This window comes from Pseudomonas sp. KB-10, from assembly GCF_018221585.1.
GTDB lineage: Bacteria > Pseudomonadota > Gammaproteobacteria > Pseudomonadales > Pseudomonadaceae > Aquipseudomonas > Aquipseudomonas yangonensis.
In genome coordinates, this window is the sequence record NZ_QYYB01000008.1 from 189,866 (window position 1) to 214,518 (window position 24,653).

A 24,653-nucleotide genomic window follows, 5' to 3' on the forward strand; every position below is an offset into this window, starting at 1 on the left:
CCTGTAGGAGCGGCTTCAGCCGCGAAACGCTCGGTGAGATTCGCGGCTGAAGCCGCTCCTAGACAAGGGGCTTTACACCGCCAGCGTCGGCTCGGGCAGACCAAGACGGCGCGCGACGTAGAGGTCGATCAGATGGCGGGCGATGGAGCGCGATGCCGGCAGGGGCGGCAGGTCATCGACGCGAAACCAACGTGCGTCCTCGATTTCGTCTTCCTGCATGACGATATCGCCACCGGCATATTCGGCATGAAAGCCAAGCATCAGCGAATGCGGGAACGGCCAACCCTGGCTACCGATGTAATGCAGGTTCTTCACCTCGAGGCCGACTTCCTCGCGTACCTCGCGCGCCACGCAATGCTCCACCGACTCTCCCGGCTCGACGAAGCCGGCCAGGGTGCTGTAAACGCCCGTGACGAAGCGCGGCGAACGGGCCAGGAGGATCTCCTCGCCACGCGTGACCAGCACGATCATGCTCGGTGAAATACGTGGATAGTGTTGCGACTCGCAGCTGTCGCAACGCATCGCCCGCTCACCGGGAAGCTGACGCGTCGGCGCGCCACAGCTGCCACAGAAACGATGCTCGGCAAACCAGGTACCGATCTGCGCGGCGTAGGCGAGCATACGGAAGGTCTCCGCCTCGCCCTGCAGCATGAACTGACGCAGGCTTTGCCAGGTGCAGCCCTCCAGCGTGGCCGAGGGCTTTAGCTGCAGAAGGTAAACGGCGTCCTCACCGAAATGACCGATGCCCTGCTCACCGATGATCGGCAAATCCTGGCGCTTGATCCAGTCACGCGGGAACAACACGCCATTGCTGTCGGCCAGAAAATGCTGCTGGCTGTAAAGCAGTGCCCAGCCGCCAGGCTGGAGCGGATCGAGAAAGCTGTTGCGCCAGACCATCAAGCCGCCACCGGCATACCCAGCGCCTTGACACTCTCTTCCGCCAGGTCGAGCACGCTGGGGCGGGTTTCCGGACGCATCACCGCACCCGCTTCCAGGTAGTACTCCAGGCTGCTGAGGGCATCGGCCAGGGTTTCCAGCATCTGCTCCGAGGGCATCTGCCCGGATTCCAGCATGCGCGTCTGGATGTAATCGGCGCAGGCGCCAACCAGCGTCGCGGCGCGGCGCTGTTCGAGGAACCACAGACCGCCACGTACCGCCTGCAGACTGAACGGCACGTTGGACAGGTGCATTTTGTCGCCCCCCGATTCCAGATAAGCCGTGATGGCACGCTTGGCCAGAGCAAGACCGGCCTGCGCCTCATCGACCACGACGATACGGGCTTCGTTGAGCTGGTGGCTGGCGAAGGAGTCGGCTTCATTGCCAGGCTCGACGGCTGACGGCCGCGAATCGCGACCTTCGCCTCGCTCCAGACTGGCGACCATGCCTTCGACATAGAGCACCGCATCGGCCAGCTTGTGCAATTGTTCCGGCTGCGGTGGCACGTCTTCGCTCCAGGCAACGACCTGCGGCAACTGCGCGCTCAGCGAATTGCCCGCAGAGTTCAGACCAACCATGCCCAGGGTCTTGGCCAACTTGCCCAGCAGCGCATGCAGGGTACCCAGGGTTTCACCCTGCAAGGTGCCGCGCTCGAGCAGATCGAGCATGTCCTTGACGCTGGCCAGCTCTTCGCGGATCGCCGTGGACAGCGAGCGCATCACCGCCTGACCCGGCCCCGCCAGACGCTGGTATTCCTCTTCGAGCAGGTGGTCGGTGAACGGCAGCGGCGTCAGGCCGAACACGTCACGGATGGCAGTGGCCAGCGGCCCGTGACTGTCGGCCAGCGCGACCAGGTACAGCAACTCCTTGAGCAGGCTGCGTGGCGCTTCGTACTGCGAATTGCCGAGCATCAGCTTGAGTTCGCGATCCAGACGCGAGAACAGCTGCTTGCGCGCCTTGCGTGGCAACAGCTGGCCATCGCACTGCGCTTCGATGGCGGCCGCGCCTATCCAGCACATGCGGCCGCGCGCCTCGTTGGCAAAGAGGCTGTCCAGACGCGCCATGGCGCGCGCCATCAGCTTGAGACTGGCTTGCGGATTCTGCTCACGGATGAAGCCGAGCAAACCCACTTGGTACATATGCCGAAGGCGTTTGCCTTCGACGAGCTTTGCAGCCCCGTCGAGCGGCTGCGTCGGGCTGTGCGGCCGGGCATGATCCAGGCGCACGCTGAAGAAGAAACTTTCCGGCAACGGCTGCTGCGCGCCGGCCTGACGCAGATCGTTGATGGCTGGCAGCAGCAGCTCGGGCATTTCCTGGCGATGGGCGTCGACGTTCTCCAGATAGCGGCGCAGCACATGCAGCGCATTGCTCAGCGCGCCCAGCTGCACATCGCGTTCCTCGCCAGCACCGGCCGGGATATCGGTCGCCTGGTCGAGTACCTCCTGGGCCAGCAGCTCGGCGCCGGCCAGCTCGATCAGGTTGAGCGTACCGCGTACCTGATGAAGGCTTTCCACCGCCTGTTGCAGCAGGCTGCCGTTATGCCGCTCGGCGATGAAGTGCTCCAGGCTCTGCTCGGCTTCCTCCATGGTGACGAACAGCTCGTCGCGCACCAGGTTCAGCGATGTAGCTCCACTTACCATGCTCTAGGCCTCGCAACGAACATCAGCGAATACGGCATCAATCGGCGAACTCCGGCTTCTGCTTGGTCATATGCGCCGCCATGGCCAGGCGCAGGTCTTCGGACTGCAGCATGGCAGCGTTCCAGGTGGCGATGTATTCCAGGCCATCGTCGACGCTGTGGTCACGCATGTAGCGAATCATTTCCTTGGTGCCGCGCACGGCAATCGGCGATTTGGCGGCGATCTGCGCAGCCAGCTCCATTACCCCGGCCAGCAAGGCTTGCTGATCTTCGTAGGTGCGGTTGACCAGGCCGATACGGGCCGCCTCGTGCCCGTCGATACTGCGCCCGGTATAGGCCAGCTCGCGCATCATGCCGTCGCCGATGATGCGTGGCAGGCGCTGCAGGGTGCCGACGTCGGCCGCCATGCCCATATCGATTTCCTTGATGGAGAACTGCGCATCGACAGTGCAATAGCGCATGTCGCACGCGCTGATCAGGTCGATGGCGCCGCCGATGCAATACCCCTGAATGGCCGCCAGCACTGGTTTGCGGCAGTTGTCGACGGCGTTGAAGGAGGCTTGCAGCTCGAGAATCTTGCGTCGCAGCGCTGTGGCATTGCGGCCGACGTCCTTGCCCAGCTGCGCGCCGACCGAGGCCAGCAGCATCAGGTCGATACCCGAGGAGAAGTGTTTGCCCGCACCGGAGAGCACAACCACGCGCACCGCGTCGTTGTCGTCGATCCACTGGAAGATCTCGATGATCTCGCGCCAGAAGTCGGCATTCATGGCGTTGATCTTGTCGGGACGGTTGATCTGCACGTGGGCGATCTTGTCCACCAGCTCGACGCGGAAGGCTTGATAGTCGGACATGGCAGGCATCCTCAGCCGTGGCACGGCAGCGCAGTAATTATTTTGTGATTAATAACCGGGCAACTATAACAAGCGCGCCATAAAAGTCGATGCTTGCCACTGTGACACAGGGCACGCCCCGGCACGTTAGCAAGCGCTTTGAATGTCAGAGATAAGAGACTGATCTGTCGAGGGTCTTACGCCTCGACAGATTCCTCAGCATCTATTCGACCAGGCAGTCCACGCAGTACTCGCCCGCTTCGGTTTGCAGGCCGTGCACGTCGATGTCGAAACCCGGGAAAGCCTGGTCGAAGGTTCTGGCGAACGCCAGGTAGTCGAGAATCGAGCGCGTGGCGGCAGTGAAGCGCTCGCCCGGCATGATCAGCGGAATGCCCGGCGGGTACGGCACCAACATCACGGCCGCGATACGCCCCTGCAACTGGTCGATGGGCACCGCCTCCACTTCGCCCCGCACCAGCCGGTCATAGGCATCGGCCGGCTTTATCGCCAGCTCGGGCAACGCCGTGTACATGCTTTTCAACGCCTTGGCCGTGGCGTTATCGCGATAGCAGCCATGCAGCGCGTCGCACAGATCACGCAGACCCATACCCTGATAACGTCCGCCGCCCGCGTGGGCGATGGAGGGCAGCACATCGATCAGAGGCAGGTTGGCGTCGTAGCTGCGCTTGAATTCCAGCAGCTCGGTCAGCAGCGTGCTCCACTTGCCCTTGGTGATGCCCATGGAGAACAGCACCAGAAAGGAGTAAAGGCCGGTCTTTTCCACCACCAGACCGCGTTCCCAGAGGAACTTGCTGACAACCGCCGCCGGGATCCCGCGCTCTTCCAGCTTGCCGGCGGCATTGAGGCCGGGCATCACCAGCGTGACCTTGATCGGATCGAGCAATACGTAATCACCGGCCACTTCACCGAAACCGTGCCAGTCGGCGTCCGGCTGCAGCACCCAGTCGCCGGTCGACAGACTGTCGGCGCCGTCAGCCTCGCCCGGCTGCCAGACACTGAACCACCAGTCCTCGGCATCGAGGTTGCGCCGTACGTTGGCCAGAGCGCGTCGGAAGCTCAGGGCCTCGTCGAAGGTTTCCTGGATCAGCGAGCGCCCGGCCGGCCCCTCCATCATCGCCGAGGCCACATCCAGCGAGGCGATGATGCCGTACTGTGGCGAGGTGGAAATATGCATCATGAAGGCTTCGTTGAAGCGATCTCGGTCCAGTTGGCGCTGGCCGCCATCCTGCACGTGGATCATCGAGGCCTGGCTGAACGCAGCCAGCAGCTTGTGCGTGGAGTGGGTGGTGAATACCAGCGGCGAATGCTCGTCGCACTGGGTGCCCATACCATAGCGGCCGGCATAGAACTCATGGAAGGCGGCGTAGGCGTACCAGGCCTCATCGAAGTGCAACACCTCGACCGAGTCGCCAAGGGCCTGCTTGACCATCTCGGCGTTGTAGCAGAGCCCGTCGTAGGTGGAGTTGGTCACTACCGCCAGCTTGACCTTGGGCGCTCGACCACGGGCCAGCGGGCTGGCGTCGATCTTGGCCTGGATCGATTCGCGGCTGAACTCGGAGAGCGGAATCGGCCCGATGATGCCCAGCTCGTTGCGCTCGGGGCACAGGTACAGAGGAATCGCGCCGGTCATGATGATCGAGTGCAGGATTGACTTGTGGCAGTTGCGATCCACCAGCACGAGATCATCACGACCGACCATGGAGTGCCAGACGATCTTGTTCGCCGTCGAAGTGCCGTTGATCACGAAAAAGGTATGGTCGGCGCCGAAGTTGCGCGCTGCGCGAGCCTCGGCTTCGGCCAGCGGGCCGGTGTGATCGAGCAGCGAGCCCAGCTCCGGCACCGACACGGACAGGTCGGAACGCAGGGTGTTTTCGCCAAAGAACTGGTGGAAAGCCTGGCCCACCGGGCTCTTGCGGTAGGCCACGCCGCCACCATGGCCGGGCGTGTGCCAGGAGTAGTTGGACTGCGCGGTGTGCTGCACCAGCGCCTTGAAAAATGGCGGCAACAGACCGTCGAGGTAGTTGTGCGCCGCGCGCGCCACCTGTCTGGCGAGGAAGGACACGGTGTCTTCGTAGAGATAGAGAATGCCGCGCAGGTGGTTGAGGTCGGCCATGGCCTCGGCCGGCGCATTCTCGATGGTGACCTGCTCGCCCAGGGCGAAGATCGGCAATTGTGGTGCTCGCACCCGGGCCACGCGAATCAGCTCGACCATGTCCTGCAACAGTCGGCTGTTCTCCCCCGCCCCCTCTGCCGCCACCAGGATGCAGGCCAGGCCGTGATGGGTGGAGGCGACGATGCGCCCCTCCGCGGCACTGGCCGTGGGCAGAATGCTGAAACCGTCCTGAGTGAGTTCCTGGGCGATGGCGCGCACGCGATCACCGGCCACGGTGTCGGCCTTGATGTCACGGTGCACGATTAGGACGGGGAATTTGAGATCTTTATACATTGTGACGTCCTGAAGGTTGGCAGGCCTGGCCTGCCCATCACTTCAGGTTAGAGGCTCGCCCTGATCGGCGGAACCCCCTGTGCATCACGCTATAACAAAAGGTCGCAATTGCGCTGTTCGGTTATTCCGGCGCATTTTCCAACTGTGCCCACAGCGATGGGCCGCCAGCGGCCTTCTCGATCACCGCCAGACGCGCCAGATGCGCCGCGAGCTCCTCCTCGCTGGCACGAATGACGCGGGTACGTGGGCGCGAAGGATCCAGACGGCGAATCGGCGTGGCCTGCTGACGCCCGCTGCCATCGCCATCAGCACCATCACCAGCCAGGGACAGATTGGTCTGCCCACCGGTCATCGCCAGGTAGACGTCGGCGAGAATCTCCGAGTCGAGCAAGGCGCCGTGCAGTTCGCGGTTGGAGTTGTCGACGCCGTAACGCTTGCACAGTGCATCGAGGCTGTTGCGCTGCCCCGGATGGCGCTCGCGCGCCATCATCAGGGTATCGAGCACCGAGCAGTAATCGCTGACGTCGGCACGCTCGCTTTGCCCCAGCAGGGCGAACTCGTTGTTGATGAAGCCAACGTCGAACGCCGCGTTGTGGATGATCAGCTGGGCGCCATTGATGAACTCGTAGAATTCATCCGCCACGTCTCTGAAGCGCGGCTTGTCGGCCACGAACTCGTTGGTGATGCCGTGAACCGCGATGGCGCCTTCATCGATCTCGCGATCAGGGTTGAGATAGACGTGGAAATGACGCCCGGTCAGGCGACGCCCCAACAACTCGACACAACCGATCTCGATGATGCGGTGCCCGTCGGTGACCGGCATACCCGTGGTTTCGGTATCCAGCACCACATAGCGCTTGACGGTATTCTCGGTTGTCACGCCTTGCCTCTCTCAACTATTCGGGTTGTCGCACATTCAAGCGCGGCATATTAACTCAGCTGGCCGGTTACGGCTCAGCGAGTCGAACGCACTTCATCGACCCCACGGTTGGCCAACTGGTCCGCTCGCTCGTTGCCGGGGTGGCCGGTATGGCCACGCACCCATTGCCAACTCACCTGATGACGATTGACTTCTTCATCCAGCTTCTGCCAGAGGTCGGCATTTTTTACCGGCTCTTTCGAAGCCGTTTTCCAGCCACGCTTCTTCCAGTTCGGCAACCATTCCTGGATGCCCTTCATCACGTACTGCGAGTCGGTAACCAGCTTGACCGAGCAGGGTCTGGTCAGTGCGATCAGGCCGGCGATCGCCGCCATCAGCTCCATGCGGTTGTTGGTGGTACTGGGATCACCGCCCCACAGCTCCTTTTCCACACCTTTATAAACCAGCAGCGCCCCCCAGCCTCCGGGGCCAGGATTGCCCTTGCAGGCGCCGTCGGTGTAGATCACCACTTCATCGGTTTCGGACATTCATAAACTCTGTACAGAATTGACGGGCCGGGGCGTGGCCTTCAGTTGTCGGCATCACGCCGGCTGATCTTGGCCACCGGCATCGGCAGCAGCTTGCCCATTGGCTCTCGCCGCGATTGCCGCAAGGGGCGCAGGCCGACCACCAGTTTGCGCGCTACCAACAGGTAGAAGCCGGCACCCGGCAACTGCCAGGCATCGCCCCAACTCTCCATTCGCCGCAGGCGCATTTGCCAGGCCAGCGAAGCGAGCGGCGGACGATAGCACCCGAAGCGACGTTTCTCCAACGCGAAGCCCAGCAAGCTCAGCCAGTCACCGACGCGGCTCGGCGCGATGCAGCGCGCCCTGGCCAGGCCATCTTGCGCAAACAGTCGACGTACGCCCCAGGCGCTCCAAGGGTGTATACCCAGGATCAACAGATGCCCGCCCGGCCTGACGCTGCGGGCAGCCTCGCGCAGCAGGCCATGGGGCGACAGGCTGAAATCCAGGCCGTGCTGCAGTACCACCACATCGGCAGCGTGCTCGCCCAGAGGCCAGGATTGTTCCTCGCAGACGATCTGCACACCCGGCATCGGCGCGCCGAGGCGAACGTTGTGCTGGATCTGTCCGGCCGCGGGCGGGCCTTCGGCGCCAGGCCCGAAGCTCACCAGATAACCACCGAAGAAACGTGCCAGCTCCTCCTCCAGCAAGCGTCGCTCCTGCTCGAGCAACAGCTGCCCGAGTGGCCCGGCAAGCCAGTCGCGTGCCTCGCCGATAAGCTTGAGCCACTCCGGGTCGGCCTGGGCGAATGCCTGATCAGTCATCGCTGCCTCCACATGACAGGTTCTGCATGTCCTGTCTAAGATGCACCTTTATCACCAGCTTAGCGACCCGTAATGATTCAGATCGACGCGCTGCCCGCCTTCAATGACAACTATATCTGGCTGCTGCAGGATCCCGGCAGCAAGCGTTGCGCCGTGGTCGACCCCGGTGATGCGGCGCCGGTACAGGCCTGGCTGCAGGCTCACCCGCAGTGGCAGCTCAGCGATATCCTGATCACCCATCATCACTTCGATCATGTCGGCGGCGTCGAGACGCTGAAGAACGCCACTGGCGCACGTGTCGCCGGCCCGGCCGCGGAAAAGATTCCGGCGCGCGACCTCGACCTGAACGACAACGACGAGATCGAGGTGCTCGGTCTGCGCTTCCAGATCATGGCGGTGCCAGGCCATACCCTCGGCCATATCGCCTACTACCATGGCGAGCAGAATCTGCTGTTCTGCGGCGACACCCTGTTCGCAGGCGGCTGCGGTCGCCTGTTCGAAGGCACACCGCAGCAGATGCACCAGTCACTGAGCCGCCTGGCGGCGCTGCCCACCAGCACGCAAGTGTACTGCACCCACGAATACACCCTGAGCAACCTGCGTTTCGCCCATGCCGTCGAACCAGGCAATGTACGCCTGAGCGAACGCCTGGCCGAAGTGACCAGCTGGCGCGAAGAAGGCCGCATCAGCCTACCGTCGAACATCGGGCTGGAACTGGCGACCAACCCCTTTTTGCGGGTGAGCGAGCCTTCGATCATCGCTGCGGCAAAAGGACGCGAAAACGGACTGCCTGGCGAACCGAGCGCGGTCTTCGCCTGCCTGCGGGCTTGGAAAGACAGCTTCTGAGCCCTTTTTTTGAACCTCGCCAGCGCACGTCCGAGTGATAGGGATGCAGGTCACAAAAGGCTGGCGAAAACTTGACCACCCCCGCTTCGGTTCCTAGAATCGCCCGACCTTTTTGCCGGGACAGCCACCTCACCCAATGCCTTTACCATCACGCAAGCCATTGAATATAAAGGCATTGGTGCGAAGCGCTCGAGCGCTCGCGGTGATGTGTAGCGTAACCCTGGCCGGTTGTCAGAGCCTGCCCAGCGATACCCCGGAGCGCGCGACCGACACGTCCCGCGCCGTGGGCCTGGAGCGTGAGCCGGAGTGGCTCAGCAGCCAGATCAAGCCGCGTGAGTACGGTGATATCTGGGAACGCATGCGCGACGGCTTCAAGTTGCAGGATGAAATCGGTATCAACCCGCGCATCGAACGCGTACGCCTGTGGTACGCCAGCAACCCGAAACACGTCGACACCGTCAGCGAGCGCAGCGCGCCTTATATTCACTACATCGTCGAACGTCTGGCAGAGCGCGACATGCCGATGGAGCTCGCTCTGCTGCCGGTGATCGAGAGCGCCTACGATCCGCAGGCCTACTCGCCTGCCCATGCAGTCGGCCTCTGGCAATTCATTCCCTCCACCGGTCGTCACTTCAACCTGCGTCAGACCAACTGGTATGACGGCCGCCGCGATGTCACCGCCTCGACCGAGGCTGCGCTCAACTACCTGAGTCGCCTGCACGAAATGTTCAACGGCGACTGGCTGCTGGCCCTAGCCGCCTACAATGCCGGCGAGGGTCGTGTCAGCCGCGCCATCGAGCGCAACGAGAAGCTTGGCCTGCCCAGCGACTACTGGAACCTGTCGCTGCCCAAGGAAACCGAGGACTACGTGCCCAAGCTGCTCGCCCTTTCGCAGGTGATACTGACGCCGGAGGCCTACGGCGTCAGCCTTTCACCCATCGCCAACGAGCCCTATTTCGAGCAGATCGCGATCAAGCAGCACATGGACCTGGCCCGCGTCGCCAAACTGGCCGATCTGGATGAACAGGAACTGCTGCAGCTCAATCCCGCCTACAAGCGCGGCATCACCCTCGACGGCCCGCAGCACCTGCTGGTGCCGACCGAGAAAGCCGAGCTGCTGAGCGCCAACCTGGCCCTGATGAAACCGCAGGAACTGGTCGACTGGCAGAGCTACACCGTGCGCTCCGGCGACAGCCTGCATGCCATCGCCAACCGTCATCACCTGTCGGTCAACATGCTCAAGGACGTCAATCGCCTGAGCAGCAACAACTTGCGCATCGGCCAGGTGCTGACCATACCGGCCAAGCCAGGCACGGTGCCGAGCGAGCCGCTATATCAGCAGCGCAGCACTGCGCAGAGCACCGCCAACCGCACCTACCGGGTGAAGAATGGCGACAATCTCTGGCAGATCGCGCGTGCCCACCAAGTTGCCGTGCATGACCTGAAACGCTGGAACAAGCTACAAGGCAATCAGCTGAAAGTCGGCCAGGTACTGACTCTGGCAGTAGCTGACAGCGCCCCTCAGGTTGCCGCCACAACGCGCAGCAGCACCAAGTCGCGGGACAAGGCCACCTACTATCGCGTACAGAGCGGCGACTCGCTGTACGAGATCGCCAAACGCTTCAAGATCGATCTCAAACGCCTGCAGGCCTGGAACCCGCGCAGCAGCACGCTGCGCCCCGGGCAGATGCTGACTCTCTATCTGCCCTGATCAGCGCTTGCTGATGGCTTCCAAGCAGCGCCCCGTCAGCTGGGTGAAGCGCTGAAAAGCAACGAATTGCTCATGCCGTAGCGCCCGCCCGGACAGTCGGCTGTCGGCGTACAGCACGCCGATCTCCCGCGTGCCGGCGATGATCGGCGCGATGAAGAACATGCCATTGCCCAGACTACGGCGGATCGGCTGGGTCACCAGCTCGGCGAGATTGTAGCTGGCAGGCACGCCCATCCAGATCGCTTCACGATGGCGCAGCGCATAGCTGAAGATGTGCGGCTGCTCCGCCTGCTCGGCCGGCAAGACGAAATCCTGCAGCCACTGCTCGCTCTTGTCGCCAATCACACGCTTGGCGCGAAAGCGACTTTGCCCATCGGCCAGCACCGTGAGCATCACCCGCTCCAGACCAGCGCCCCGGTGCAAGCCCTTGAGCAGGGTATCGAGCACCAGGCCGACATCGGCCCGCGCGCTGATCATCAGACCGAGGTCCTGCAGCGCCTGCTGCATCACCAGCAAGTCAGGCTGCAACAGACGCGCCTTGCGCTCTTCCTGCTGCAGGCGAATCTGCTCCGGATCGGTATTGGGAATCAGCCGGCACAGCTTGCTGGCGCCGAAGGTGGAGGCCACTTTGACCGCCTCCTCGGCACTGGCCAGAACCTGCTGCAGCGCGTCCTCGGCGCTGAGGTCGACGAATGCCGCCATCTTCGCCAGCACGGCTTCCATCTCTGGCGACTCCCAGCCCTGCAACGCGGCCTCGCTGATACGCACGCCCAGCTGCACGGCATACGCCGCCGGATCATGCTGGTTGGTACCGGTATGGGCGAGGCTGACCGTCTCGCCGAGGTTCCAGCTCTTCACCAGCCCTTGGGTCAATTGACGGAAGCTGGTGCCCAGCACCTCGCGTACCGCCTCCTCGACTTCTATTCCGGGCTGCGCCAGAGCAGCGGCCAGCTCGTCCGCCTGCTCGCCACCGCAACCCCAGAACGCCAGCTCGCCCAGATGATGCAGCAAGGCGGCGATGAACACTTCCTCGGCATGCCTGGAAAGCACGTACCCGGCGATGTTGCGCGCCTGCACGGCCGCGTGGAAGGAGCGTGCGAGCAACTCCTGCAACTGCTCACGCGGAGCGCGGGTGAGCAGTCCGTCGATCAGGCTGACCGACAGCCCGATCAGACGCACGTTATCGAAGCCGATCAACACGATGGCGCGCGAGATGGTCTTGATGGTTTCCTGGGACGGGTTGTAGTAGACGCTGTTGCCGACCCGCAGCACCTTGCTGGTCAGCGCTGCATCACGCAGCAACACATCGGCGAGTTGCTGCACCGAGGCAGAATCCTGCTGCGCAAGGCGCTGCAGATCCTGCACCACGGCAGCCAGTGCGGGCAGTTCTGCTTGGTTCAGGCGATCGATCCATGACTGCAGACCATGGCTTCGTTCCGACAATTTCGTACCCTCATGGCGTGTCTGTGAAGTGTATGCCAATGTGCCGCTACTGCTCACCCGCCACCGCGCTCTTTTTCCTGCCCAGACAAGCTGTTACTGTACGGCCCCAGAAGCCCAAACGCCGCCAAGGATCGGATCTCACGCCCGATGCGTCCCCTCCTCCTGCTGTTCCTCAGCCTGGCCTTGAGCTTTCCCGCCTCTGCGACTATCAGCGAGAGCCACGGCTACGCCCAGTTCGGGACACTCAAGTACCCTGCCAGCTTCAGTCATTTCGACTGGGTCAACCCCGACGCGCCCAAAGGCGGCACGTTGCGCATCATGGCGTCCGGCACTTTCGATACGCTCAACCCCTACACGCTCAAGGGCAGCAGCCCGATCTCGACCGCGCACTTTCTGCAATACGGTGCCAACGAGCTGAACGAACCCCTGATGGTCGGCACCGGCGCCTACGACCCGTCAGGCGACGAGCCCGCCTCCAGCTATGGCCTGATCGCCAGGAGCGTCGAGTACAGCGAGGATCGCAGCTGGGTGGTGTTCAACCTGCGTCCGGAAGCGCGCTTTCACGATGGCAAGCCGATCACGGCCTACGATGTGGCTTTCTCCTATCGCCTGCTGCGCAATGACGGCCATCCGCAGTACCGCACCCATCTGCAGGAAGTGAAGCGCGTCGACATCCTCGGTCGTCACCGCATCCGTTTCGTTTTCAAGCGCGCCGGCAATCCACTGCTGATCCTCCGTCTGGGCGAACTGCCGGTGCTGCCGCAGCACTACTGGAAGGATCGCGACTTCAAGAGCACCACCTTCGAGGCCCCGCTGGGCAGCGGTCCCTATCGCATCGTCCAGGTGGTACCGGGCCGACGCCTGGTGTTCGAGCGGGTCAAGGACTGGTGGGGCAAGGACCTGCCGGTCAATCGTGGCAAGTACAACTTCGACCGCGTCGAAGTGGAGTTCTACCGCGACAACCATGTCGCCTTCGAGGCCTTCAAGGCCGGCGAATTCGACTTCTATATAGAGAATCAGGCGAAGAACTGGAGCAACGGCTATCGCTTCCCGGCCGTGACCCGCGGCGATGTGGTCCGCGCCGAAATACCACACCAGATCCCGACGCAGACCCAGGCGCTGTTCATGAACACCCGCCGCGCCCTGTTCAGCGACCGCCGTGTGCGCGAGGCGCTGGGGCTGATGTTCGATTTCGAGTGGACCAACCGCACCCTGTTCAACAACGCCTACGTGCGCGCGGCCAGCTACTACCCCAACAGCGAATTCTCGGCCACCGGCAAGCCCGAAGGCGCCGAATGGCTGCTGCTTTCGCCACACCGCGACAAGCTGCCGGCACGCCTGTTCACCGAGGCACCGACACAACCGGTAACCGATGGTCGCGGTATCCCCCGGGAAACCTTGCGCCGCGCCCTCGGTCTATTGGCCGACGCCGGCTGGAAGCCCTCCGGCCAGGAGCTGCGCAATGCGCGCGGTCAGCGCCTGGAGTTCGAGATCATGCTGGTCAACCCCAGCCTTGAACGCATCCTCCAGCCTTACGTCGCCAACCTCGCCAGCCTCGGCATAAGCGCCAACCTGCGCACTGTCGACCGCGCGCAATACAAGCAACGCCTCGATCAGTTCGACTACGACATGATTCTGCTGACCCTGCCGCAAACCCTCAGCCCAGGCCTGGAGCAGTCACTGTACTTCCACTCCAGCCAGGTGAACGTCAAGGGCGGCAAGAATTACGCCGGCGTCAACGACCCTGTGGTCGATGAGATGATCAACAAGCTGCTCTCGGCGCAGACCCGCGACGAACAGATCGCCGCCACCCGCGCCCTGGATCGGGTTCTGCTCTGGCAGCACTACAGCATTCCCAACTGGTATATCAATTATCACCGCCTGGCGTACCGCAACCGGTTCGCCTTCGTCACCACGCCGCCCTATACCCTGGGCTTGCGTACCTGGTGGCTGAAGCCCACGGAGAACGCTCGATGACCCACCCGCTGCGCAGTTTCCTGCTTCATGGTAGCAGCCTCATCCTGCTCGGCCTTGCCGGCCTCGCCCTCGCCGCCCCCAAGCACGCCGCCACCCTCTACAATGAGCCGCCCAAGTATCCCGCCGACTTCACCCACTTCGAATACACCAACCCCGACGCGCCCAAGGGCGGCACATTCCGCGAAGCGGGTTTCGGCGGTTTCGACAGCCTGAACCCCTTTATCAGCAAAGGGGTGGCCGCCGACCAGATCGGTCTGATCTATGACACCCTGACCGTGCAGAGCATGGACGAGCCGTTCAGCGCCTATGGCCTGGTGGCAGAGAAGATCGAAAAGGCGCCTGACAACGCCTGGGTGCGTTTCCTGTTACGCAAGGAAGCGCGTTTTCACGACGGCACGCCGATCACCGCCGAGGACGTCAAATTCACCTTCGACACCCTGATGGAGAAAGGCGCGCCGATGTATCGCGGCTATTACGCCGACGTCGAGCAGGTGGAAGTGGAGTCGCCGCACAGCGTGCGCTTCGTGTTCAAGCATGCCGGCAACCGCGAACTGCCCCTGATCGTCGGCCAGTTACCGGTGCTGCCCAAGCACTGGTGGGCCGAACGCGACTTCGCCAAGGGCAATCTCGAAGCGCCTCTGGGCAGCGGCCCTTACAGGGTCGGCCGCGTCCAGGCCGGACGCAGCATCCGCTACGAGCGGGTCAAGGACTGGTGGGCCAAGGACCTGCCGGTAAGTCGTGGCTTCTACAACTTCGACACCATCCAGATCGACTACTACCGCGACAACACCGTAGCACTGGAGGCGCTAAAGGCCGGCCAGTTCGACTACTGGCTGGAAACCAGCGCGAAGAACTGGGCCACCGCCTACAACACCCCGGCAGTCGCCAACGGCCAGTTGATCAAGGAAGAGATTCAGAACCGCAACCCGACCGGCATGCAGGGTTTCATCTTCAACACCCGCCGGCCACAGTTTCAGGATCGCCGCGTACGTGAGGCGCTGGGCCTGCTGTACGACTTCGAATGGGCCAACAAGCGCCTGTTCAACGGCGCCTACTTCCGCACCCGCAGCTACTTCGACAACTCCGAGCTGGGTTCGCGCGGTCTTCCCGGTGAAGACGAGCTGGCGATTCTCGAGCCGCTGCGCGGCAAGATCCCGGCCGAGGTGTTCAGCGAGGAATTCCGCGTACCGGTCACCGACGGCAGCGGCATCATTCGCGAACAGCAGCGCCGTGCCTATCAGTTGCTGCAACAGGCGGGCTGGCGCATCGAAGGCGATCGCATGCTCGACGCCAATGGCCAACCGGTGAGCTTCGAGTTCCTGCTGGCACAGACCGAGTTCGAACGCGTTCTGCTGCCCTTCAAGCGCAATCTGGCCGACCTCGGCATCGAGATGGTGATTCGCCGCGTCGACGTTTCGCAATACATCAACCGGCTGCGCTCGCGTGATTTCGACATGATCGTCGGTGGCTTCGGCCAGTCCAACTCGCCCGGCAACGAGCAGCGTGAGTATTGGCACTCCTCCAGCGCCGACAACCCCGGCAGCCGCAACTACATCGGCCTCAAGGACCCGGCCATCGACCAGATCGTCGAAGAACTGATCAACGCCGACTCGCGACAGGACCTGATCGCCCATACCCGCGCGCTGGACCGCGTATTGCTGTGGGGTTACTACGTGATCCCCAACTGGCATATCAAGACCTGGCGCGTCGCCTACTGGAACCGTTTCGAGCATCCGAAAGTGACGCCGCTCTACGATATCGGCCTGCACACCTGGTGGGTGCGCCCGGGCCTCGAAGAGCCAAGCGAAGCCCAGCAACAGGCGACCGAAGAGGCAACGCAATAATGCTGGCCTATATTCTTCGTCGTTTGCTGCTGATCATTCCGACCCTGTTCGGCATCCTGGTCATCAACTTCGTCATCATTCAGGCTGCCCCCGGCGGCCCGGTGGAGCAGATGATCGCCAAGCTCGAAGGCTTCGATGGCGCCACCAGCCGTATCGCCGGTGGCGGCGCCGAGGTTTCGGTGGCCGGCTCCAACTATCGCGGCGCGCAGGGCCTCGACCCCAAGCTGATCGAGGAAATCGAGAAGATGTACGGCTTCGACAAGTCGGCGCCGGAACGCTTCTGGATCATGCTGAAGAACTATGCCCAGCTGGATTTCGGCTCCAGCTTCTTTCGCGATGCCCAGGTGATCGATCTGATCATCGAGAAGATGCCGGTATCGATCTCGCTCGGCCTGTGGAGCACCCTGATCATGTATCTGGTCTCCATCCCGTTGGGCATCGCCAAGGCCACGCGCCACGGCAGCGCCTTCGACGTCTGGACCAGCTCGGCGATCATCATCGGCTACGCCATCCCGGCCTTCCTGTTTGCCATCCTGCTGATCGTGCTGTTCGCCGGCGGCAGCTACTGGGACTGGTTCCCCTTGCGCGGGCTTACCTCGAACAACTTCGAGGAGCTCAGCCTCGGCGGCAAGATTCTCGACTACCTCTGGCACCTGGTGCTGCCGGTCACGGCGCTGGTCATCGGCAACTTCGCCACCCTGACCCTGCTGACCAAGAACAGCTTCCTCGACGAGATCAACAAACAGTACGTGGTCACCGCCCGGGCCAAGGGCCTGACCAACCACCGCGTGCTCTACGGCCATGTGTTTCGCAACGCCATGCTGCTGATCATCGCCGGCTTCCCGGCCGCCTTCATCGGCATCTTCTTCACCGGCTCCCTGCTGATCGAAGTGATCTTCTCCCTCGACGGCCTGGGCCTGATGAGCTTCGAGGCGGCGATCAACCGTGACTATCCGGTGGTGTTCGGCACCCTCTTCATCTTCACCTTGCTGGGACTGGTCGTGAAATTGATCGGTGACATTACCTACACCCTGGTCGATCCGCGCATCGACTTCGAAAGTCGGGAGGGTTGAGCATGAAACTCTCCCCGCTCAACCGACGCCGCCTCGATCGCTTCAAGGCGCACAAACGCGGCTGGTGGTCGCTGTGGCTGTTCCTCATCCTGTTCGGCCTGAGCCTAGGTGCCGAACTGATCGCCAACGACAAGCCGCTGGCCGTGCGTTACGACGGCCAGTGGTATTTCCCGGTGCTCAAGCGCTACCCGGAAACGGTGTTCGGCGGTGAATTCCCGCTGCAGGCCAACTACAAGAGCCCCTACATACAGGACCTGATCGCGGCGAAGGACGGCCGAATGATCTGGCCGCCGATTCCCTTCAGTTATTCGAGCATCAACTACGACCTGGAGGTGCCCGCTCCAGCGCCGCCTTCGGCGCAAAACTGGCTGGGAACCGACGATCAGGGTCGCGACGTGCTGGCACGGGTGATCTACGGCTTTCGCATCTCGGTGCTGTTCGCCCTGACCCTGACTCTGGCCAGTTCGGTGATCGGCGTGATCGCCGGCGCGCTACAAGGTTTCTATGGCGGCTGGGTCGACCTGCTCGGCCAGCGCTTCCTGGAAATCTGGTCGGGCCTGCCGGTGCTCTACCTGCTGATCATCCTCGCCAGCTTCGTGCAACCGAACTTCTGGTGGCTGCTGGGCATCATGCTGCTGTTCTCGTGGATGAGTCTGGTGGACGTGGTGCGCGCCGAATTCCTCCGCGGCCGCAACCTCGAATACGTACGTGCGGCGCGGGCGCTGGGCATGGGCAACGGCGCGATCATGTTCCGCCATATCCTACCCAATGCCATGGTCTCGACCATGACCTTCATGCCCTTCATCCTCACCGGCGCCATCGGCACCCTGACCGCCCTGGACTTCCTCGGCTTCGGCCTGCCACCCGGCGCCCCCTCGCTCGGCGAGCTGGTCGCCCAGGGCAAGAGCAACCTGCAGGCGCCCTGGCTGGGCATCAGCGCCTTCGCCGTACTGGCGATCATGCTGAGCCTGCTGGTGTTCATCGGCGAAGCCGCCCGCGATGCCTTCGATCCGAGGAAATGACATGAGCCAGAACGAAACCCTGCTGCAAGTTCGCGACCTGGCCGTCGAGTTCGTCACGGGCGAGAACTGCCAGCGCGTGGTCGAAGGGGTCAGCTTCGACATCCGCAAAGGCGAGACATTGGCCCTGGTCGGCGAAAGCGGCTCAGGCAAATCGGTCACCGCGCACTCGATCCTGCGCCTTCTGCCCTACCCGCTGGCACGTCATCCGCATGGCAGTATCGAGTACGCTGGCGAAAACCTGCTCAAGCTCGGCGAGGGCCGTCTGCGCGGCATTCGTGGCAACCGCATCGCCATGGTCTTTCAGGAGCCGATGACCTCGCTCAACCCGCTGCATACCATCGAGAAGCAGATCAACGAGGTGCTCGCCCTGCACAAGGGGTTGCGCGGCAAGGCTGCCAGCACGCGTACCCTGGAGTTGCTGGAACTGGTCGGCATTCCGGAGCCGAAGAAGCGCCTGAAGGCCTACCCGCACGAACTTTCCGGCGGCCAACGGCAGCGCGTGATGATCGCCATGGCCCTGGCCAACGAACCGCAACTGCTGATTGCCGACGAGCCGACCACCGCACTGGATGTCACGGTTCAGCTGAAAATCCTCGAATTGCTCAAGGATCTGCAGGCACGCCTGGGCATGTCGCTGCTGCTGATCAGTCACGATCTCAACTTGGTTCGCAGAATTGCCCATCGCGTATGTGTCATGCAGCGCGGTCGCATCGTCGAACAGGCGTCGTGTGAACAATTGTTCCAGGCGCCAGAGCATCCCTATACCCAGGAACTGCTCGGCGCCGAGCCCAGCGGCGAACCTGCGGCCAACCCTGCAGGCCAGCCGTTGCTGGAAGTGGACGACCTGCGCGTGTGGTTCCCGATCAAGAAGGGTCTGCTGCGCCGGACGGTGGATCATGTCAAAGCGGTGGACGGCATCAACTTCAGCCTGCCTCAGGGCCAGACCCTGGGCATCGTCGGTGAAAGTGGTTCCGGCAAGTCCACCCTGGGCATGGCCATTCTGCGACTGCTTGCCAGTCGCGGTGATATCCGCTTCCAGGGCCAGCAGCTGCAGGGCCTGAGCCAGCAGGAAGTACGTCCGCTGCGCAGGCAGATGCAGGTGGTGTTTCAGGATCCCTTCGGCAGCCTGAGCCCACGCATGTCGGTGAGCCAGATCGTCGGTGAAGGTCTGCGCATACACGGCATGGGCAACGAGGCGGAGCAGGAACAGGCGATCATCGACGCGCTTTTGGAGGTAGGGCTGGATCCGCAGACGCGGCATCGCTACCCCCACGAGTTTTCCGGCGGGCAACGGCAGCGGATTGCCATTGCCCGGGCACTGGTGTTGAAACCGGCGCTGATTCTGCTGGACGAGCCCACCTCGGCGCTCGACCGCACGGTTCAGCGTCAGGTGGTGGAGTTGTTGCGCGGCTTGCAGGCCAAGTACAACCTGACCTATCTGTTTATCAGCCATGACCTGGCGGTAGTCAGAGCGCTGAGCCACCAGCTGATGGTGGTCAAGCAGGGCCAGGTGGTCGAACAGGGGTCTGCCGAGTCGATCTTCAGCGCCCCGCAACACCCTTATACGCAGCAGTTGCTGGAAGCCGCTTTTCTGGCCCCGGCAACGGCTCACTGATCCTTGAAACAGGAAGAGGAATAGCACAATGGGTTTTCTAACCGGTAAGCGCGTACTCATCGTTGGCGTCGCCAGCAAACTGTCCATCGCCTCGGGTATCGCCGCCGCCATGCACCGCGAAGGTGCCGAGCTGGCTTTCACCTACCAGAACGAGAAGCTCAAGGGCCGCGTCGAAGAGTTCGCCGCGGGCTGGGGCTCCAGCGCCGACCTGTGCTTCCCTTGCGATGTGGCCAGCGACGAGGAAATCGCCGCTGTATTCGAAGCGCTGAGCAAGAAGTGGGACGGCCTGGACTGCATCGTCCACTCGGTCGGCTTCGCCCCGGGCGACCAGCTCAATGGCGACTTCACCGAAGTGACCACCCGTGAAGGCTTCAAGATCGCCCATGACATCAGCGCCTACAGCTTCGTCGCCCTGGCCAAGGCCGGTCGCGAGATGATGAAGGGCCGCAACGGCAGCCTGCTCACCCTCTCCTACCTGGGCGCCGAGCGCACCATGCCCAACTACAACGTGATGGGCATGGCCAAGGCCAGCCTGGAAGCCGGGGTGCGCTACCTGGCCGGCAGCCTCGGCCCGGAAGGTACCCGCGTCAACGCCATCTCCGCCGGCCCGATCCGCACCCTGGCTGCCAGCGGCATCGCCAGCTTCCGCAAGATGCTGGCGGCCAACGAGAAACAGACGCCGCTGCGCCGTAACGTCACCATCGAGGAAGTCGGCAATGCCGGCGCCTTCCTCTGCTCCGACCTGGCCTCGGGCATCAGCGGCGAGATCATGTACGTCGACGGCGGCTTCAACACCACCGCCATGGGCGCCATGGAAGACTGAGTTGAACTCACCAGGGCCTCGCAGGCAGAACAGCAGGCGATGCCCGATACCTTCAGCACGGCTTGATCGTGGCTGAATCCACAACGCCGCACCTTCCTCAGGTGCGGCGTTGTCGTTTCTGGGGCTTGTCGGCCTTCGACCGAACCGAAACGCCACCACTACTCGGCACGCTTCAAGGTTGGCGTTGTCCTAGCTTGGAAGCCTGGAACCGAGATGGGTCAATGATCCCGACAAACAAATGGCGAGCCTGCCTGATCTGCGCGCTATGCAGCCTCGTGGTCGGCTGCGCCCTGCCACCGTTGGATGGCCGTACCGAGAGCCAGGCCTTCACCCAGGCCGAAACGGCCGATACCACGCTGGGGCAAGCCCTGGGCAGCGAACGCGATGCCCACCCCGGCCTATCCGGCATCCTCACGCTGGCAGCGGCACGCGATGCCTTTGCCGCGCGCATGCTCCTGGTCGAGGCAGCCGAGCGCAGCCTCGACGTTCAGTACTACATCTGGCGTAATGACATTACCGGTACCCTGCTGCTCGATGCACTGCTCAGGGCTGCTGAACGAGGCGTCCGCGTCCGCCTGCTACTGGACGACAACGGCATCGCCGGCCTCGACCAGACACTTAGCACACTCGACCGCCACCCCAACATCGAAGTCCGGCTGTTCAATCCCTTCTCCCTGCGCCAGGCCAAGGTGCTGGGGTATCTGACACACTTTCCCCGTGCCAACCGGCGCATGCACAACAAATCGTTCACCGTGGACAACCAGGCCACCATCATCGGCGGGCGCAATATTGGCGACGAGTACTTCGAAGCCAGTGAGGGCGTGCTCTTCGCCGACCTGGATGTATTGGCCATCGGCCCGGTGGTGGCCGATACCTCGGCAGACTTCGATCGCTACTGGGCCAGCGATTCCAGCTACCCGCTGGAGCTGATCGTGCCCCGCAGCCGCAACGCCCCACAGCCGCTCCACGACCTCGCTGCCGACCTTTCCAGTTCGCCCGCAGCCAGCGGTTATGTAAAGACCCTGCAGGAAAGCGAATTCATCCAGGGTTTGCTGAACAATCAATTGAGCTTCGAATGGAGCGAGACAACGCTGGTCAGCGATGATCCGGCCAAGGGTCTGGGTCATGCCAGTGACGGCGAGCTGCTGATCGGCCACCTGGGCGAGATGCTCGATATCCCTGAAGCACGGGTCGATCTTGTCTCACCCTACTTCGTCCCAACGCAAACCGGTGTCGATATCTTCACCGCACTGGTGAAGCGCGGTGTTGAAGTGCGCATCCTGACCAATGCCCTGGAAGCGACTGACGTGACGCCTGTACATGCCGGCTACGCCAAACGCCGCCGCGCGCTGCTCGAAGGTGGCGTCAGACTCTATGAAATGCGCCTGGGTGCGGACGACGAAGGACACCGAGAAACCGCAGGGCCGTTCGGCAGCTCCGGCTCCAGCCTGCATGCGAAGACCTTCGCCCTCGATGGCCAGCGCGTATTCATCGGCTCATTCAATTTCGATCCACGCTCCGCTCGCCTAAATACGGAGCTGGGCTTTCTAATCGAAAGCCCAAAACTGGCTGCTGCCATTGGCCAGGCATTCGAAACCGATATCCCGGCCAATGCCTATGAACTGGGCCTGGACGAACACGACCGAATCTACTGGCTGCAGCGCGTTGATGGCGAGCAACGGCGATTCGATAGCGAGCCCGGCACGGGCCTACTCAAACGCCTGGGCATTCACCTGCTCTCGTGGCTGCCCATCGAATGGCTATTATGACCCCGGAACGAGAAAGCCCCGCACTTGGCGGGGCTCTCGGCTAGCGATCAGCGATCAGAAACGCTCGATGTCGGCCTTGGCTTCAAGCTGCTTACGCAGCGCCGCAAAGTCCTGCTGGCCGGCGCGCGAAGCCAGGAAGTTGCGGTACATGGCGAGTTCCTCTTCAGCCAGCGCTTCTTCCGGCACGTTCACGCCATCGAGACGCAGCACGACGTAGTCGCCATTGTTCAGCGTCACACCGGCGAAGGTCGGCTCACCGGCCTTGGCTGGCTTGGGCATGCGGAACAGTGCCTGCAGCACCTTCGGCTCGAGGCCGTCCTGGCTGCGAGTAGCGGCTTCGTGCACCTGCCAGTCGGCTCCTGCACTTTCACCTGCCTGGGCAGCGGCCAGTTGCTTCTCACCTTCAGCCTTGGCGGCAGCAGCGGCGCGCTCCTGCTGCAGATGACCGCGAATGCTCTCGGCAACCTGCTCCAGTGGCAACTGCTCCGGCTTGTTGTGCTCTTTCACGCGCACGACTACCACGTTGCTCGGGTCCAGTTCGATGGTCGAGCTGTTGGTGCCGTCTTCCAGCACCTCGGGGCTGAAGGCAGCCTGCAGCACCTGACGATTGGCGGTGATGCCGGTAGCTCCGCCTTCACGACCGAAAGCCTCGCTGATCTTGATCTCAAGTCCCAGTTCCTGAGCCGGCTGAGCCAGGTCAGATGCTTCGAACGCGGCGTCTTCCAGCTGCTTGGTCGCCTCGACGAAACGCTGTTCGACCTGTTGCGCCTTGAAGTCACGCGCCAGCTTGTCCTTGAGGCTGTCAAAGCTTGGTACTTCCGGCGCCTGGACACCCAGCAGCTTGATCAGGTGCCAACCGAACTCGCTTTTCACCGGCTCGGAAACCTGGCCCTGCTGCAGCGCATACAGCGCCTCCTCGAAGGCCGGGTCGTAAACGCCAGGACCGGCGTAGCCAAGATCACCACCATCGGCGGCAGAGCCCGGATCCTGCGAGAACTCCTTGGCCAGCGCGGCGAAATCTTCGCCCGCATCGACACGCTTCTTGATCTCCTCGATCTTGCTGCGTGCGGCTTCGTCATCGCCTTCGATAAGGATGTGGGCAGCCTGACGCTGCTCGGCCAGATTGGCGATTTCGCTCTCGTACAGAGGCTTCAGGTCTTCATCGCTGACCTCGACCTGATCGAAGAAGCTGTCCTTTTCCAGTTGGACATACTCCAGCACCACCTGCTCGGGGCTCATGAACTCGCTGGCGTGCTCGTCGTAATAGGCCTGAACATCGCTGTCACTCAGCTCGATCGCGGCTGGGTCGGCCTTGAGGGTGAGGCTGGCGAAATCGCGGGTCTGACGCTCGAGGTTGGCGAAGGCACGCGCTTGCTGCTCGGTGACGAAGCTGCTGGCTCCGATACCGGCACGCAGCTGGCCGATCAGCATCTCCTCTTCCAGCATCTGGCGGAACTGCAGGCGCGTGTAGCCCATCTGGCGGATGACCTGATCGAAGCGCGCGGCATCGAAGCGGCCATCAACCTGAAATTCGGGAGTCTGCAGGATCACCTGATCCAGCGAGCCTTGCGAGAAGGCAAAGCCGGCGTCATCAGCTGCCTGCAGCAGCAGCTTGCGCTCGATCAAACCCTTGAGCGAAGCCTCACGCAGCAGCTTCTCATCGAGCAGCGAGGCGTCGAAATCGCGGCCCAGTTGCTGCAGAAGCTGACGACGCTGCATTTCAACGGCCTGATTGAGCTCGTTGAGGGTAATGGTGTCACCGTTGACGTCAGCCGCATTGTTGCGGTTGCTGGTCCCCGTGACGATGGCTTCGAAACCGGTAAAGGCCATCAGCATGACGATGAGGCCGATAATGATTTTGGCAATCCAACCGCGTGAATTGTCCCTGATGTTTTGCAGCATGCTTCCCCCAGAACGACTGTACAGAGTCACCAGCCGCGCAGTGTGGGTAAATATGTCCAGATAGAAGAAAGGCGCATCCTTGGATGCGCCTTCTCGTAACGCGTTAAGCGGTCAGCGCAGAAAATCTCCGACTTCCTGCCCTGCCTCCTAACAGCCGCCAGACTGAGCCTGACGGCGAGGCAAACCCGGAAGACGCTTAGTTGACGGCGTCTTTCAGGGCCTTGCCAGCTTTGAAGCCCGGGATCTTGGCAGCAGCGATGCTGATCGGCTTGCCGGTCTGCGGGTTGCGGCCAGTGCGAGCAGCACGCTCTTTGACAGCGAAGGTGCCGAAGCCAACCAGTACGACGGAATCACCAGCCTTCAGGGCGCCAGTGACGGATTCGATCACTGCATCCAGCGCGCGGCCAGCAACAGCTTTCGGGATATCAGCAGATGCAGCGATGGCATCGATCAGTTCCGACTTGTTCACTCTAAGTCCCCTTATTTCTGTTTAGTTTGTTTCTTGATTTTTAGTGTAAGCAAAGCGGGTGCTGGATGGCCTGCCGACAC

19 protein-coding genes are annotated in these 24,653 nt (G+C 62.5%); 9 read left to right on the forward strand and 10 right to left on the reverse strand.

Annotated features, from left to right (window positions below; genetic code table 11):
• Positions 1-72: 72 nt before the first annotated feature.
• From nudC to DXK50_RS21015, 7 genes are all read right to left on the reverse strand, one after another.
• Positions 73-897: an NAD(+) diphosphatase gene (nudC, locus tag DXK50_RS20985; RefSeq protein ID WP_161865440.1), complete on the reverse strand. Its 825-nt coding sequence runs from the start codon at positions 895-897 to the stop codon at positions 73-75.
• The gene (locus DXK50_RS20990; protein WP_161865439.1) at positions 897-2,576 is read right to left on the reverse strand and encodes a ferrous iron transporter B; all 1,680 of its coding nucleotides are present in this window, start codon (positions 2,574-2,576) and stop codon (positions 897-899) included. The genes nudC and DXK50_RS20990 overlap by 1 nt, the downstream gene beginning before the upstream one ends.
• A gap of 37 nt (positions 2,577-2,613) precedes the next feature.
• A complete protein-coding gene (locus DXK50_RS20995; RefSeq protein ID WP_212631627.1) occupies positions 2,614-3,426 on the reverse strand; it encodes a crotonase/enoyl-CoA hydratase family protein in 813 nt (270 codons plus the stop codon).
• 202 nt (positions 3,427-3,628) lie between these two features.
• Positions 3,629-5,872, reverse strand: a complete 2,244-nt coding sequence (locus tag DXK50_RS21000) for an Orn/Lys/Arg family decarboxylase (RefSeq protein WP_212631628.1) — start codon at positions 5,870-5,872, stop codon at positions 3,629-3,631.
• A 121-nt stretch (positions 5,873-5,993) separates the two neighbouring features.
• Positions 5,994-6,752, reverse strand: coding sequence for a DNA polymerase III subunit epsilon (gene dnaQ, locus DXK50_RS21005; RefSeq protein WP_161865436.1), 759 nt, complete (start codon positions 6,750-6,752; stop codon positions 5,994-5,996).
• Positions 6,753-6,826: 74 nt separating this feature from the next.
• Positions 6,827-7,279 carry a ribonuclease HI gene (rnhA, locus tag DXK50_RS21010; protein WP_161865435.1) on the reverse strand — a complete coding sequence of 151 codons (453 nt, stop codon included), beginning with the start codon at positions 7,277-7,279 and terminating at the stop codon, positions 6,827-6,829.
• A gap of 41 nt (positions 7,280-7,320) precedes the next feature.
• Positions 7,321-8,079: a class I SAM-dependent methyltransferase gene (locus DXK50_RS21015; protein ID WP_212631629.1), complete on the reverse strand. Its 759-nt coding sequence runs from the start codon at positions 8,077-8,079 to the stop codon at positions 7,321-7,323.
• Between the two features lie 72 nt (positions 8,080-8,151).
• Between DXK50_RS21015 and gloB the strand changes: the two genes are divergently transcribed.
• Together gloB and DXK50_RS21025 are read left to right on the forward strand one after the other, a co-directional pair.
• Entirely contained in the window at positions 8,152-8,925 is a 774-nt protein-coding gene (gloB, locus tag DXK50_RS21020) for a hydroxyacylglutathione hydrolase (protein WP_212631630.1), read from the forward strand.
• Between the two features lie 136 nt (positions 8,926-9,061).
• The gene (locus DXK50_RS21025; RefSeq protein WP_161865432.1) at positions 9,062-10,636 is read left to right on the forward strand and encodes a LysM peptidoglycan-binding domain-containing protein; all 1,575 of its coding nucleotides are present in this window, start codon (positions 9,062-9,064) and stop codon (positions 10,634-10,636) included.
• On the opposite strand, the gene DXK50_RS21030 is transcribed toward DXK50_RS21025, so the two are convergent.
• Entirely contained in the window at positions 10,637-12,058 is a 1,422-nt protein-coding gene (locus DXK50_RS21030) for an HDOD domain-containing protein (protein ID WP_438810709.1), read from the reverse strand.
• 168 nt (positions 12,059-12,226) lie between these two features.
• Here DXK50_RS21030 and DXK50_RS21035 point away from each other — a divergent pair, with 168 nt between their 5' ends.
• From DXK50_RS21035 to DXK50_RS21065, 7 genes are all read left to right on the forward strand, one after another.
• Positions 12,227-14,056, forward strand: coding sequence for an extracellular solute-binding protein (locus DXK50_RS21035; RefSeq protein ID WP_161865430.1), 1,830 nt, complete (start codon positions 12,227-12,229; stop codon positions 14,054-14,056).
• A complete protein-coding gene (locus DXK50_RS21040; RefSeq protein ID WP_212631631.1) occupies positions 14,053-15,900 on the forward strand; it encodes an extracellular solute-binding protein in 1,848 nt (615 codons plus the stop codon). The genes DXK50_RS21035 and DXK50_RS21040 overlap by 4 nt, the downstream gene beginning before the upstream one ends.
• Positions 15,900-16,973 carry a microcin C ABC transporter permease YejB gene (locus DXK50_RS21045; protein WP_161865428.1) on the forward strand — a complete coding sequence of 358 codons (1,074 nt, stop codon included), beginning with the start codon at positions 15,900-15,902 and terminating at the stop codon, positions 16,971-16,973. Before DXK50_RS21040 ends, DXK50_RS21045 begins: the two co-directional genes overlap by 1 nt.
• A gap of 2 nt (positions 16,974-16,975) precedes the next feature.
• Positions 16,976-17,995: an ABC transporter permease gene (locus DXK50_RS21050; protein WP_161865427.1), complete on the forward strand. Its 1,020-nt coding sequence runs from the start codon at positions 16,976-16,978 to the stop codon at positions 17,993-17,995.
• Position 17,996: 1 nt separating this feature from the next.
• Positions 17,997-19,610, forward strand: a complete 1,614-nt coding sequence (locus tag DXK50_RS21055; protein WP_161865426.1) for an ABC transporter ATP-binding protein — start codon at positions 17,997-17,999, stop codon at positions 19,608-19,610.
• Between the two features lie 28 nt (positions 19,611-19,638).
• Entirely contained in the window at positions 19,639-20,433 is a 795-nt protein-coding gene (gene fabI / locus DXK50_RS21060) for an enoyl-ACP reductase FabI (protein WP_024308006.1), read from the forward strand.
• 221 nt (positions 20,434-20,654) lie between these two features.
• Positions 20,655-22,202 (forward strand): phospholipase D family protein, encoded by a 1,548-nt coding sequence (locus tag DXK50_RS21065; RefSeq protein ID WP_212631632.1) that lies wholly within the window; start codon positions 20,655-20,657, stop codon positions 22,200-22,202.
• 54 nt (positions 22,203-22,256) lie between these two features.
• Here the strand turns inward: DXK50_RS21065 and DXK50_RS21070 are convergent, their stop codons facing one another.
• Positions 22,257-24,104 (reverse strand): SurA N-terminal domain-containing protein, encoded by a 1,848-nt coding sequence (locus tag DXK50_RS21070; RefSeq protein WP_212631633.1) that lies wholly within the window; start codon positions 24,102-24,104, stop codon positions 22,257-22,259.
• Between the two features lie 196 nt (positions 24,105-24,300).
• Positions 24,301-24,573 (reverse strand): nucleoid-associated protein HU-beta, encoded by a 273-nt coding sequence (gene hupB, locus DXK50_RS21075; protein ID WP_003239952.1) that lies wholly within the window; start codon positions 24,571-24,573, stop codon positions 24,301-24,303.
• Positions 24,574-24,653: the final 80 nt, after the last annotated feature.